This window comes from Psychromonas sp. KJ10-5, assembly GCF_055808325.1.
In genome coordinates this window covers 3,824,418-3,838,731 of record NZ_CM147864.1, presented here as the reverse complement: position 1 = coordinate 3,838,731, position 14,314 = coordinate 3,824,418, and the positions used below count along the sequence as shown (strand labels likewise).

Annotated in this window: 13 protein-coding genes; 7 read left to right on the top strand and 6 right to left on the bottom strand. The window is 37.4% G+C overall.

What is annotated here, in order from left to right; translation table 11 throughout:
* Positions 1–2 precede the first annotated feature (2 nt).
* From lnt to AC0L3W_RS16895, 4 genes are all read left to right on the top strand, one after another.
* On the top strand, positions 3–1,577 hold the full coding sequence (gene lnt, locus AC0L3W_RS16910; RefSeq protein WP_473574032.1) for an apolipoprotein N-acyltransferase: 1,575 nt from the start codon (positions 3–5) through the stop codon (positions 1,575–1,577).
* A 484-nt stretch (positions 1,578–2,061) separates the two neighbouring features.
* Positions 2,062–2,835: a putative ATP-dependent zinc protease gene (locus tag AC0L3W_RS16905; protein WP_290039049.1), complete on the top strand. Its 774-nt coding sequence runs from the start codon at positions 2,062–2,064 to the stop codon at positions 2,833–2,835.
* Positions 2,836–2,846: 11 nt separating this feature from the next.
* Complete coding sequence (locus AC0L3W_RS16900; protein ID WP_290039048.1) at positions 2,847–4,385, top strand: inactive transglutaminase family protein; 1,539 nt, start codon at positions 2,847–2,849, stop codon at positions 4,383–4,385.
* A 3-nt stretch (positions 4,386–4,388) separates the two neighbouring features.
* Positions 4,389–5,357, top strand: a complete 969-nt coding sequence (locus AC0L3W_RS16895) for an alpha-L-glutamate ligase-like protein (protein WP_290039047.1) — start codon at positions 4,389–4,391, stop codon at positions 5,355–5,357.
* A 220-nt stretch (positions 5,358–5,577) separates the two neighbouring features.
* Here the strand turns inward: AC0L3W_RS16895 and AC0L3W_RS16890 are convergent, their stop codons facing one another.
* The 6 genes from AC0L3W_RS16890 to zapE all read right to left on the bottom strand — a co-directional run bounded on the left by AC0L3W_RS16890 (position 5,578) and on the right by zapE (position 9,877).
* The gene (locus tag AC0L3W_RS16890; RefSeq protein WP_290039118.1) at positions 5,578–5,988 is read right to left on the bottom strand and encodes a ClpXP protease specificity-enhancing factor; all 411 of its coding nucleotides are present in this window, start codon (positions 5,986–5,988) and stop codon (positions 5,578–5,580) included.
* A gap of 34 nt (positions 5,989–6,022) precedes the next feature.
* Complete coding sequence (gene sspA / locus AC0L3W_RS16885; protein ID WP_290039046.1) at positions 6,023–6,658, bottom strand: stringent starvation protein SspA; 636 nt, start codon at positions 6,656–6,658, stop codon at positions 6,023–6,025.
* A gap of 353 nt (positions 6,659–7,011) precedes the next feature.
* A complete protein-coding gene (gene ftnA, locus AC0L3W_RS16880; protein ID WP_290039045.1) occupies positions 7,012–7,536 on the bottom strand; it encodes a non-heme ferritin in 525 nt (174 codons plus the stop codon).
* Positions 7,537–7,647: 111 nt separating this feature from the next.
* On the bottom strand, positions 7,648–8,037 hold the full coding sequence (gene rpsI, locus AC0L3W_RS16875; protein ID WP_113820310.1) for a 30S ribosomal protein S9: 390 nt from the start codon (positions 8,035–8,037) through the stop codon (positions 7,648–7,650).
* Positions 8,038–8,052: 15 nt separating this feature from the next.
* Positions 8,053–8,481, bottom strand: a complete 429-nt coding sequence (rplM, locus tag AC0L3W_RS16870; protein ID WP_290039044.1) for a 50S ribosomal protein L13 — start codon at positions 8,479–8,481, stop codon at positions 8,053–8,055.
* 286 nt (positions 8,482–8,767) lie between these two features.
* Positions 8,768–9,877: a cell division protein ZapE gene (zapE, locus tag AC0L3W_RS16865; RefSeq protein WP_409440001.1), complete on the bottom strand. Its 1,110-nt coding sequence runs from the start codon at positions 9,875–9,877 to the stop codon at positions 8,768–8,770.
* A gap of 238 nt (positions 9,878–10,115) precedes the next feature.
* Between zapE and AC0L3W_RS16860 the strand changes: the two genes are divergently transcribed.
* The 3 genes from AC0L3W_RS16860 (at position 10,116) to degS (ending at position 14,299) form a co-directional block, all read left to right on the top strand.
* Positions 10,116–11,453, top strand: a complete 1,338-nt coding sequence (locus AC0L3W_RS16860; RefSeq protein WP_409440002.1) for a DegQ family serine endoprotease — start codon at positions 10,116–10,118, stop codon at positions 11,451–11,453.
* 181 nt (positions 11,454–11,634) lie between these two features.
* Positions 11,635–13,044, top strand: coding sequence for a pyruvate kinase PykF (gene pykF, locus AC0L3W_RS16855; RefSeq protein ID WP_290039041.1), 1,410 nt, complete (start codon positions 11,635–11,637; stop codon positions 13,042–13,044).
* 190 nt (positions 13,045–13,234) lie between these two features.
* The gene (gene degS, locus AC0L3W_RS16850; RefSeq protein ID WP_409440003.1) at positions 13,235–14,299 is read left to right on the top strand and encodes an outer membrane-stress sensor serine endopeptidase DegS; all 1,065 of its coding nucleotides are present in this window, start codon (positions 13,235–13,237) and stop codon (positions 14,297–14,299) included.
* Positions 14,300–14,314 lie beyond the last annotated feature (15 nt).

Here is a 14,314-nt window from a genome sequence, read left to right as displayed (position 1 = left end):
CTATGCTAACTAACATTACCTCTTCTCTGTATGGTCAATTAATTGTGGCTGCATTGTTAGGGGCAATTCAAGTATTTGCATTTGCTCCATTTCAACAATGGTGGGTATTATATCCCTCCTTTGTTGGGCTGTTCTTATTATTAAAACAAGCCAAACTTCACCATAAAAAATTATTCCTCGTTAGCTTTGTTTTTAACCTTTCTATGTTTGTCGCTACCTTGCACTGGATCTATGTCAGCATGGATCTGTTTGGCGGGATGCCATTTATTGCTAGCGCCTTACTGATTGTTTTACTTTGTGCATATTTAGCTATCTTCCCTAGTCTCGCTTTATGGCTCAGTTATCGAATTCCAACTCAATCAGATATGATTCGATTATTATTAATCCTCCCCAGTTTCTGGCTAATTATGGATTGGGTTAGAGGTTGGTTCTTAACAGGATTTCCTTGGGCTTATTTAGGTTATAGCCATGCTGATACACCATTAGTCGGATTCGCCCCTATTTTAGGTGTGCAAGGTATTACCTTAGCCATTATGCTGATTTGTGCATGCTTAACCTTAATACTATTAAAGCAATCTCAAAAGTTTGCTTCGCTGCTGATTTTATCAATAGTGATGAGTGGTTATAGCTTAAAACAACTGTCTTTTACTGAATTGCAAGCACCTATTAAGGTTGCCTTAGTACAAGGTAATATAGACCAAAATCAAAAGTGGGAGCCGGACCAGCTTTACCCTTCTATTTTAAAATACTTAGGTTTATCAGGTATTAAAAATGATGTTGCTTCAACAGAAACCGCTGAACAAAATGAAGATTCAAAACAACAAGCTGAACTGATTATTTGGCCTGAATCCGCTATTGCGGCCTTAGAAATTGATATGCAACGTTTCTTACAGTCTTTATCACGCAAGCTAGAAGAAGAGAACAAAACACTATTAACCGGCATTATTAATTACGATATTAATAAAGATGAGTATTTTAATAGCATCATCATGTTAGGGCAGCTTCCAAGTAACCAAGGCTACTCTCAAACCAGCCCTAACCGTTATTCTAAGCACCAGCTATTACCAATTGGTGAATTTGTGCCATTTGAAAGTTTATTACGCCCCCTAGCGCCCTATTTCAATCTGCCTATGTCAAGTTTTCAACGCGGTGGTGCACACCAAGCTAACCTGAAATTTGCAGATACTACTTTGGCTGCGGCGCTTTGTTATGAAATTGCTTTTCCAGAATTATTACGTGAAAATATACATGAGAAAACCGGACTAATACTTACCCTAAGTAATGATGCTTGGTTTGGTCATTCTATTGGCCCTGCACAACATTTAGAAATTGCACGAATGCGTGCAATTGAATTAGGTAAACCTCTATTACGTAGCACAAACAATGGCATAACCGCTATTTTTGATAGTAAAGGACAAGAAATAGAGCGTCTCCCATCAAATGTTGATGCGGTATTACGCCAAGAAGTACAACCTGCTTATGGCTTTACACCTTATCAGCGTGTTGGGCAAACACCTCTATTTATGCTCTGCTTATTGGCATTACTCAGTGCGCTATATTTAATTAAACGTCCATAAAAATGTAATCCACCTTACTCTAGCTGACCTGGTTAATGGCGACTTAATTTGTTCTGAACCAATAACACAAATTTAAGTCATCATATCCGAAAGGAACTTTTTTATACAAGCTGACTCCAATGCCTATTACAACAAGGCATGCATTAATAACATTTTACCTATAGCAATCAATTTAAACTTTATCACTATAAGTAACGTATTAGACATGCCCGCTCAATTTATTAATAAGGCACTATAAAAAAAGCCATTAATTGTCTTTGCAGTAGACAACTTGGGGCCTTTTTATAAATCTATAAGCTATAAATTCATATTATATTGAGATGATTGAAGCGGTATTTAGCGCTGTGAGATGAACGAGCGTTAAAAAGCCTAAATAAAGGTTAATAAACGGAAATACTGGTAATTTGATGACAATTTATAACTGATATTTATGTGTCAAACTGATACCATATTTTTATTTTTCACCAGTACTAGAGGAATCTTCATGCTTTTAAAGAGAACGGCCATCATTACACTTTCAACCCTATTTTTGACCGTTGGATGTATCTCTATTTCGACCGATGAGGAAACACAAAAAATTGAGACAACACTACAAGCCCAAGAAACTAAAATTACTGAATTAGAAACGGCTTTAACAGAATCAAAAGTGGATGCCGAACAAAAACAACTTGAACTAGCCGAAGCAAAAAGTAATTTAGAACAGCTTAAACAAGAAAAGCAGAAGCTTGATGAAGAACTTCAACAGAAGATCTTAATGGAAAGATCAAGAGCAAAGAGTAGCAAGCAAATAGTAAAGGAAACGAAAAAACCTGATTACTTAGATAAAACGGTATTAGGTCAAGCTGAATGGATTTATGTCACTAAAGCAAAAGAGAACTTTAAAGCACGTATCGATACAGGTGCAACTACCTCTTCGATTAATGCAGTTGAAATACAAGAATTCGAACGTGATGGAAAGGATTGGGTAAAATTTAATATTACTCATAACAAAGATGGTGATAAGAAAATCATTGAAGCGCCAGTGGTACGTTATGTAAAAATATTACAATCAAGCGAGCCTGGTGAATATGATCGCCGTCCAGTGGTTGAATTACATGTACGTATTGGTGGTGTGGCACATAAATCAGAGTTTACGTTAACTGATCGCCAACATATGGACTTCCCAGTTCTGATCGGGCGTAGCTTTATACAAGATGTTATTTTAGTTGATGTAAGCCAAGATTATATCCACCCAAAATACCAACCTCAGGATAAATAGTAAGGAACACCATGAACGCACGTATTTTCTTTTACACCTTAGTGGCTGGCTTGTTTGTATTAGGTATTACACAAACTATTCAACGCCATATGGCCTTTGATATCCCTTGGATGCCAGGCGAGACAAGAACGGTCTGGAATATTGATGCTAAGGTTGAATTTGACGCGACTGATAAGGCTATATTAGCTTCGTTAACGACACCTTTTACACAAGCAGGCTTTACTCAAATTAGCCAAAATGCGGCGTCTCCTGGTTATGGTTTATCGTTTTTATATGAAGATAACCACCCACAAGCGCAATGGACTATCCGCCAAGCTGAAGGCCCGCAAACCCTGTATTACAATATTCAGTTGCTAGTTGATGATGAAAGCCAAGATCAAGCAATTAGTAAAATGCCGGAGCTTGTAGACATTGAATATGGTGGTGCAGGCGTTGCTGCAGATTTAGCAGCCAGTTCAGATATCATTCAAGACTCTTTAAAAACAAGCGCTGATGCATTTAGCTTTACACGTGAATTGTTAAAACAATTAAATGCAGATGATCCAAACCAAAACGTGAGCTTAGTACTCGCCGGTAAAGCAACTAAAACTGATGTACTAATGGCGCTGTTAAATGAAGCTAAAATACCTAATAAACGCATAGGTGCATTAGTCCTTGAAGATGGTCGACGCCGTCAACATTTACAACCTTTGGTACAAGTTTTCCAAGAGAAAGATGGCAAAATTGAGTCTCGATTATTTGATGCTTCAACTGTTAAAGCGGTAGATCGCACTAATCTATTATTATGGGATCAAAGTGGTAAAGCCTTATTAGAATTGACCGGCGGAGTTAATTCTAAAGTCAGCTTTTCTATGATCCAACAGGATCAACCTGCCCTAGCTGCTATCCTGCAAAAAACCGATAATGAGCACCTATTTAACTTCTCAATACATAGCTTACCAGTTGAAGATCAATCTTTATTTAAAGGGATTCTAATGATCCCATTGGGTGTATTGATTGTAGTAATTATGCGCGTATTAATTGGCCTAAAAACATCTGGCACCTTTATGCCAGTGTTGATTGCAATGGCCTTTATTCAAACCAGCTTAGTAACTGGGTTAATTGGCTTTATCTTATTAGTTGCAGTGGGTCTATTTATTCGTTCCTACCTATCCCACCTAAATTTATTACTAGTCTCGAGGATATCTACCGTGATTATCATGGTAATTCTCTTGATTGCCTTATTTGGTGTGCTGTCTTACAAACTTGGTTTAACGGAGGGCTTAAAGGTCACCTTCTTCCCAATGATCATTTTATCCTGGACTATCGAACGAATGTCAGTGCTATGGGAAGAAGAAGGTCCTAAAGAGGTGTTTACTCAAGGTGGTGGTAGCTTAGTTGTTGCTGTACTTGCTTACTTTATTATGAGTAATGAAGTAGCGCGTCACCTGATGTTTAATTTTATCGGCTTACAGTTTGTTGTGATGTCTTTTGTATTGATTTTAGGTAGTTATACTGGATACCGTTTATTAGAATTACGCCGATTTAAACCATTGGCGGATAAGGAGTAAACAATGTTTTTCTCTAGTCCTTTTAAACTTAGAAAAAAAGGTATTATGGGTATGAACCAGCGTAACAGTGGTTACGTTGGTCGTTATAACCCACGCCGTCTATACCCTTTGGTTGATAACAAATTAAAAACTAAGATTATTGCCCGAGAAGCTAACGTCACCACCCCAGCGCTATTGGGTGTTATATCAATGCAAGCAGAAGTTGAGAAAGTAGCTAGCTTCATTGAAAATACACCAGGCTTTGTTATCAAGCCTGCCAAAGGCAGTGGCGGTAAAGGTATCTTAGTGATTACTAAGATCGAAAATGGTCGTTATTACAAGCCCAATGGCAGTGAAGAAACCTTAGCTGATATTAAACGTCATGTTACAGATATCTTAGCTGGACTATTTAGCCTTGGTGGTAGCGCTGACGTAGCCGTTGTAGAGGGCTTAATTCAATTTGATAGTGCCTTTGATGGTTTTAGCTTTGAAGGTGTGCCTGATGTCCGTGTTATCGTCTTTAAAGGCTTTCCTGTGATGGCCATGATGCGTTTATCAACAGCAGCTTCCGATGGTAAGGCGAACCTTCATCAAGGAGCCGTTGGCGTCGGTATTGATATTGGAACTGGTAAAGCGATTAACGCCGTACAATTTGATATGCCCGTTGAGCGTCACCCTGATACAAATAAAGAGCTAAAACTGCTTAATGTTCCTAAATGGGAACGTTTAATTTACTTAGCCGCTAGTTGCTATGAAATGTCAGGTATGGGTTATTTAGGTACTGATATGGTATTAGACAGGGATTTGGGGCCGATGCTGTTAGAGTTAAATGCTCGCCCTGGTTTAGCAATTCAAATTGCTAATGGCACAGGTATTTTGCCGCGTTTAAAATTAGTTGAAAGTCTCAAGGACGCTGAGAAAATGAGTGTCGAAGAGCGTGTGGCTTTTGCTAAAAAACACTTTGCTGAAACACCACTAGTTGAAATAGCATAATCTGAATTAATATCAATTATAGTCATTAACAGATCTGTTTTACTTATTAAAATAACTTATTTCTTCGTTATAAGTTGCATAAAGAGAACAACTATTAAAGAGTTAACAACTTTTCGTTAATTTTCTGGCAGAAGACTAAGTCATTTTTCTATGCTTTTTCATCACGCATAAAAAAACCGAGCAATGCTCGGTTTTTATTTAACGTTAGCATCTTATAGATTTACTTAACAACAGTTAACGTAGGTTTTTTACCTGAACTTTTAGGCTTTTCTTCTACTTCACTATCAACAGCTTCAATGCCAAACTCTAAATCATTATAAGCAGGTTCTTCAGGAAAAATAGTACCCGCACCATTTTCACGCGCATAGATACCTTCAATTGCATATAAAGGTACATAAACCTGTGTTGGTTGGCCTGAAAAACGTGCATTAAACGATAAGGCACTATCATCTAATGAAAAATCTAATACTGAACGTGGTGCTATATTCAGTACTATTTTCCCATTTTCAACAAACTGCTGCGGTACATCAACATGGGGTTTTGTTGCATCAACAATTACATGAGGCGTACATTCACTATCAACTATCCAGTCATAGAAAGCACGCATTAAATAAGGGCGTTGTATTAACATATCCGACATTTTAAATACCTACAAAATCTAAAGATTAACCACCAACACGGATTTCACGTTCAGTTTCAGTCATTGATGCTTGAAACGACTCTCGTTCAAAGATCTTAACCATGTAACTTTTAAGACCTGTAACATTATCATAGCCTAGATCAATTTTTAATTCCGGTAAACGCCATAATAATGGTGCCATGTAGCAATCAACAATCGTGAACTCTTCCGACATGAAGTAGGCAAAGTGATCAAATACTGGTGCTACTTCAAGAATTTTTGAACGTAATGTCGCACGTGCTGCTTCAGCTTTTGCAGTATCGCCAGATAAGATAACTGGTACTAATGGGTACCATTCATTCTCAATACGCTGCATTAAAGAACGGCTTTTTGCTCGTTCAACTGGGTAAACAGGCATTAGTGGTGGATGAGGGAAACGCTCATCTAGATATTCCATGATGATACGTGAGTTATATAACACTAATTCACGGTCTACCAATGTTGGTAAGTCGTTATTTGGTGTTATTTCAGCTAACTCTTCAGATGGGTTTTCGTGGTCAACATAAGTAATGTCAACGTTAACGCCTTTTTCAGCCAACACGATACGTGTTTGGTGACTATATAAATCAGATGGTCCTGAGAACAACGTCATTACAGAACGTTTATTTACAGCTACAGCCATGGAATACCCCTAGTAGTTAAAATTGAGTGTTTAAAAAACACAAACGGCAATGACATCACAGTGACACCATTGCCGAGAAACAAAAAAGAAGCCCTTGACGATCAATAAATATCGCGCCAATATACATTCTTAAATAAGTAACTCAGTGCAAGTAAGATTATTTTAGAAACAATAACTTGTAGTTCTTAGTTTTAGCATTTAGATTTTATTTGATTCTCTGAGTAGACTAAGAAGTATACCAGATTAGATGGTGGTTGGTCATACTCATCCGATGAGATAGATAAAAAGCATGGCTTATATACCATGCTTTATCAATATCGATTTTTAAATGTAGATTAGGTGGTCTGAATAACTTACGCGTTATTATCCATGATAGATGTCGCGCCTGTTTTTGCGATTTCAGCTAAATCTTTATCAATCCAATATAATGCTTTTCCATCTTCACCCACTAAAGAAATCTTATCTAAAATACCTTTAAATAATTTCTCTTCTTCGTGCTGCTCTGCAACATACCATTGTAAGAAGTTAAATGTTGAATAATCATGCGTAGAGAAAGCAACGTGCGTTAACTCATTAATCTCTTTAGTAATAAGACATTCATGTTTATAAGTTTCTTCAAATACTTCTTTTAAAGACTTAAATTCAAAAGGAGGAGCATCGATAGAGCCTAAAATTGGCAATGCACCTGTTTCACTCACATAAGTGAATAAGCGGTTCATGTGCTCCATCTCTTCTGTTGCATGAGTGCGTAACATAGTAGCAGCCCCTTCATAGCCTTGATCTTCACACCATGCGCTCATTTGTAAATACAAGTTTGAAGAGTAAAACTCTAAATTAATTTGTTCGTTTAATTTTTGAACCATGGTTTCGTTCAACATGATCTTCTCCTAATGGGATTTGTATACTAACCTTAAAGTGCAGCTTGTTAAAAAACAAGTAAAAAAAAAGCCCAGTATAAACTGGGCTTTTTTGCAGTTCGTGAAACGATATTAACGTTTAGAGAACTGTGGACGTTTACGTGCTTTATGTAAACCGACTTTCTTACGTTCAACTTTACGAGCATCACGTGTAACGAAGCCAGCACCACGTAATTCAGAACGTAGTGTTTCATCAAACTGCATTAATGCACGAGTGATGCCTAAACGGATTGCACCAGATTGACCAGTAGTACCACCACCTTTAACAGTGATGTTTAGGTCGAATTTTTCAGCAGCGTCTACTAACACTAATGGTTGACGAACAACCATACATGCAGTTTCACGACCGAAGTATTCATCTAGGTTACGTTTGTTGATAGTGATTTGACCACTACCTGCTTTTAAAAACACACGAGCTGTAGAGCTTTTGCGACGACCTGTGCCGTAGTATTGATTTGCCATTGTTTTATATTCCTATTAGATGTCTAAAACTTGTGGTTGCTGTGCAGAATGTTGATGCTCAGAACCAGCATAAACTTTCAATTTACGGTACATTGCGCGGCCTAGTGGACCACGTGGAAGCATACCATTTACAGCTTTTTCAATAACACGCTCAGGAGCACGTACGATTAAGTCTTCAAAGCTAATTGCTTTAATGCCACCGATGAAACCTGTGTGGTGGTAGTAAATTTTACCTTTAGCTTTATTGCCTGTTACAGCAACTTTCTCTGCGTTGATAACGATAATGTAATCGCCAGTGTCAACGTGCGGAGTGTATTCAGCTTTATGTTTACCGCGTAAACGTAAAGCGATTTCAGTAGCTAAACGACCTAGTGTTTTACCTTCAGCGTCAACTACGAACCAGTCGCGTTTTACTTCAGCTGGTTTTGCAACAAAAGTTTTCATTAAGTTATACCCAAATTAATGATTTAAAAAAAGTAAGACTACAAATTTGTAATCTAAAATGTATTTTTTCGCCTTTTCGTATCCCTTCGAATACGTCTAGCGTAAACAGATCCACCATAAAATAGGGGAGGTGGATAACGTGGGCGGCCATATTGTATAGAAAAGTACACTGGAGATCACCTGTTTATTGCATATTTATGAACAAGTTTTTCACAAGTGATAAATTGGTCATTCTTAACAAATTGTTCAATAACCAAACAGGTAATGTAAGTGATTAATTTTGCGATTAAATATCTAGATGATGAGCTTTACTCAAATACGCTTTACTTTGCATCTCTAATAAACGTGAAACACAACGTTGGAACTCAAAAGCTAAGCGAGTGCCTTTATAAAGCTCAATGACCTTCACTTCTGCCGACATGATTAATACCACATTACGATCGTAAAACTCATCCACCATGGCAATAAAACGTCGAGTGATATCATTATGTTGGTCGTTCATCTGTGGGATATTTGAAACTAAGACAGTACGATATAAAATAGCTAATTCAATATAATCGTGGACACTACGTGGGCCATCACATAACTCTGTAAATTCAATACTCAAGGTATCATGACTTTTTGCAATGGTCGTTAAAGGACGATCATTAATTTTAATAACAGCGTTATAGTGTTTCTTGCCACTCGCAAAGGTTTCAAAACTACTTTTAATTTGTTTATCCGCCTCTCTGGTTAGAGGGTAATGATATACTTCCGCTTCAATTAAACGCCCTAATCGGTAATCCACACCGCCATCTAGATTAAAGATTTCACAATTAGTTTTGATAAGCTCTATTGCAGGAAGAAAACGTGCTCGTTGTAAACCATTACGATATAGGTGTTCAGGATGGATATTAGAGGTCGCTACTAAAATAACCCCCTCTGAAAACAAAGCTTCAAACATACCTGCTAAAATCATAGCATCGGTAATATCTTCAACAAAAAACTCGTCAAAACAGATAATATCCGTTTCACTAGCAAACTGTTTTGCAATCTCTTTTAATGGATTAACTTGACCTTGCAGTTGTGTGAGTTTTTTATGAACTTGCAACATGAAGTGATGGAAATGCAGGCGTTTTTTACGAGGGCTTTCGATGCTGTCGTAAAATAGATCAACTAGGTAGGTTTTGCCTCGCCCTACTCCCCCGTAAAAATACAAACCTTTAATATGTTTAGCTGTATCATTCGTGGATTTAAATAAACGCTGTAGTAAAGAAGTTTTCACTGCAGGAGTGACTTCTTTGTTCAATATCTCATCATACAAACGTTGCAACATGGTGATCGCTTGTAGTTGTGCCGAATCAGCAAAAAACGTTGGTTTTAATAAATCTTCTTGGTATCGAGCAATTGGTGTCACAATAATGTCTTAATGATTCAGTAAAATTAACCTTTGTATAGCATATTTAAAGGGCTTTTATATAGCCCCATTTACTATGTTTCATAAGTTTTGCGGGATATCTCGCGAAATTAGCTTTAATTAAACTCTATTTTTTAGCCATACACGAAAGGTCGTTGCTTTGCTCTGTTACCAATATTCTTTTATAGTTAACTTTTTAAGCCCATTATTGTTCATGGTTAAAGAGTAAGGAACTACAATGAATATGCCTCTTCGATTTATTCTACTTATTATCATGCTTTGTACAAGTACCTTTAATTACGCAGCATTACCACTCACTGTCGACGGTAACAACGTCCCTAGTCTTGCCCCTTTGATTAAAAAAGTGAGCCCTGCTGTTGTAGATATTTCAGTATCGGGAGCAAGTAAGATCCTAACTAAAGATGCACAAGATCTGTTGAAGTTTTTAGGACCAAATGCTCCTACCCAACCTTTTTCAGGATTAGGCTCAGGGGTTATTGTGGATGCTGAACAAGGTTATATCATCACTAATTACCATGTGATAAAAAATGCTAATAGCATCCTCATTAAATTGATTTCAGGGCATCAGTACCAAGCTAAAGTAGTAGGACAAGATATTCAAAGTGATATTGCACTCTTACAGATAGACAGTAAACAACCTTTAGTTGCCATGACATTTGCTAACTCCGATAAATTGCAAGTCGGTGATTTTACCATTGCCATCGGTAACCCTTTTGGTTTAGGACAAACAGTTACTTCAGGCATTGTTAGCGCGTTAGGCCGCAGTGGTTTGAACTTACAAAACTTAGAAAACTATATACAAACAGATGCTGCCATTAACAGCGGTAACTCTGGCGGAGCCTTGATTAATTTAAAAGGAGAGTTAATCGGAATTAATACAGCTATTTTAGGCCCTAATGGCGGTAATATAGGGATCGCGTTTGCCATTCCAGCAAACATGGTTAAAAACCTGATGCAGCAATTACTAGAGTTTGGTGAAATACGCCGAGGAATACTTGGAATTAAAGGTGGAGAAGTCACACCAGACCTTGCTCAAAGCATTGGACTGGATGTAAATTATGGTGCATTTATTTACCAAGTAACACCAGACTCTGCTGCGGATAAAGCAGGCCTAAAAGCAGGTGATGTGATCACCGCGATTAACGGGACGAATATCAAATCCTTTGCCGCATTACGCGCTAAAATTGGCTCTCTCAGTGCCGGCAAGGAAATATCATTAAAAGTGATACAAAAGGATGAAGTTAAAACACTTACTGTTATCTTAGGCGGCGAAGGCGATAATCTACAAGCTAAAGCACCTGCTATTATTTTCGAAGGTGCAACATTAAAAGATGCAGATGAAGGACAAGTCACTGCCGGTGTGAATGTGGTTAATGTTGAAAAAGCATCTGAAGCTGAACGCTTAGGTTTACTCAAAGACGATGTGATTATTGCAGTAAATCGTACTCAAGTGAAAAACCAACAACAACTTATCGAAGCATTGGCAGATTCAAAAATGGTAACAGCCCTGAATATTATGCGAAATAATCGTCCAATATATATAATTATTAACTAAGATCACAAAAAAATGTAATAAATTTACATAAACATGCACTTAATAGACCTTTATTGATTATAAATAATTTTTTCTTCAATAAATTCTTGTAAAATATGCGACATAATTAAAACAATAATTTTGAATAGAAACAGTAAATAAAAGTAAGTAAAAAAGCACAATCACTCTTGGAGAAAAGACGGTGAGAAAAACAAAAATTGTATGTACGATAGGCCCAAAATCAGAATCTAAAGAAATGTTAGCAAAACTAGTTGAGAACGGTATGAACGTTATGCGTCTTAACTTCTCTCATGGCGATTTTGTAGAACACGGTACTCGTATTACACGTATCCGTGAAGTATGCGAAGAAACAGGCAAAAATGTAGCTGTTCTTTTAGATACTAAAGGTCCTGAAATACGTACAGTAAAATTAGAAAATGGTAACGATGTTCTACTAACGGCTGGTCAGGAGTTCACTCTTTCTACAGACCAAACAATTGTTGGTAATAACACAATCGTTGCTGTTACATACGAAGATCTAACTAAAGACCTTGTTGTAGGTAACACAGTACTACTAGATGATGGCTTAATCGAAATGACGGTTAAAAGCATCACTGATACTAACGTTGTTTGTACTGTTATCAATACAGGTGAGCTAGGCGAGAACAAAGGTGTTAACTTACCAGGTGTTAAAGTTCAACTGCCTGCTTTATCTACAAAAGATAAAGGCGATTTAATCTTTGGTTGTGAGCAAGATGTTGATTTCATCGCAGCTTCATTTATCCGTAAGAAAGAAGACGTTTTAGAGATCCGTGAACTGCTGAAAGCTAACGGTGGAGAAAACATCCAAATTATCTCTAAAATAGAAAACCAAGAAGGTGTTGATAACTTCGATGAAATCCTAGCTGTTTCAGATGCAATCATGGTTGCACGTGGTGACTTAGGCGTTGAAATCGCAGTTGAAGAAGTAATCTTTGCACAAAAAATGATGATCGAAAAAGCAAATAAAGCGCGTAAACCAGTTATCACTGCAACACAAATGCTTGATTCTATGATCAAAAATCCACGTCCAACTCGTGCAGAAGCGGGCGACGTAGCAAATGCAATCATTGATGGTACAGATGCAGTAATGCTTTCTGGTGAGTCTGCTAAAGGTAAATACCCAGCAGAAGCAGTAGATATCATGGCGACTATCTGTTCACGTACTGACAGCATTCTTCCTCCAAAACTAGACGAGAAAGAAACTGATCTACGTATCACTGAAGCTATCTGTAGCGGTGCAGTTAAAAATGCTGAGCAATTAGGTGCGAAGTTAATCATTGTTGCTACAAGTGCTGGTAAGTCTGCTCGTTCATTACGTAAATACTTCCCATCTACGCCTATTTTAGCGCTAACAAGCAATGCTAAAACTCGTCAACAATTAGCATTAACTAAAGGTGTTTCTGCTAAAGTGATTGAGCAACAAGACTCAATGGAAAGCTTCTACAAATTAGGTATGGAGTTAGCGAAAGAGCAAGGTTTGGTTGTCGCTGGTGACAAAGTAGTAATGGTTGCTGGTGCACTAGTTGATTCAGGTGTAACAAATACTTCATCAGTACACGTTATCGCTTAATAGACTAACCTTAGAGACTAGTTTTAATGCTTATCAATTACTAGTCTTTAATTTACCTTTCAAAACATCGCCTCTAGGCGATGTTTTTTATTGTGCTACCGCATTAAATCAAAAAGTATTTTTCGCCTGCCTAAAGTTTTCTATATACTAAACCTCCATTTTTTGTATTGGCTATGAATAAATAAAAGTTATGAAACTAAAGCATTATTCAAACTATCTCTTGAAACCTATTTTATGGGGATTGTTTCTTGCGGCTGTAATTATTTATAGTCCAACCATATTAAAGCATTTTACTAATCAAGATGATCAGTTGCCTAATATCATCAGCTATTCTGACGCTGTCAAAAAATCCGCTCCTTCTGTTGTAAATATCTATTCACAACAATATATCGATTCTAGTTTAGGAACTAAACAACAACTACAACCAACAGGGTTAGGTTCGGGTATCATACTCGATGCAAAAGGCTATATTTTAACTAACCACCACGTTATTGCACAAGCTGACCAGATTCTCATCGCCTTGCAAGACGGCCGTTTATTTACTGCTAATATTATTGGTAGTGATGTGATCACTGACTTAGCGGTTTTACAAATAGACGGAGAGAACTTACCTGTTATGCCACAAAATGCAGAGTACTCCCCTGAAATAGGCGATGTGGTATTAGCCATAGGTAATCCTTACAATTTAGGACAAACTATCACTCAAGGCGTGATCAGTGCGACTGGTCGTGGTGGAATGAGTAGTACTGGACGACAAGACTTTATTCAGACCGATGCAGCAATTAATGAAGGTAACTCTGGTGGTGCTTTAATTAACAGCCGAGGAGAACTTGTAGGTATTAATACTTCGGAATTTTATACCGGCAATAGTAATGTAACTTATGGTATTAGCTTTGCCATCCCTTACCGTTTAGCCAGCCATGTAATGCAAGGCATTATTAAAGACGGCCGAGTGATTCGAGGCTCTTTAGGAATTGAGGCTGAAAACCTAGATCCCCTAGTCGCACGTTTATGGGGTTTAGAAGCTAAAAACAGCATTATAGTAAAGAAAATTACAGAAGGAGGTCCGGCACAAAAAGCGGGGATGTTGAAAAATGATATTATCTTAAAAATCGACAATAAAGATGCCGTCAACTTGATTCTAACCATGGATAAGATAGCTAAAATAAAACCAGGAACAGAAACGGAAATCACTATTATCAGGCAAGGTGAAGAACACGTATTAAATGTCCGTATCGGTGAGTTACAACAATAGTTAGGTTTATTTAAT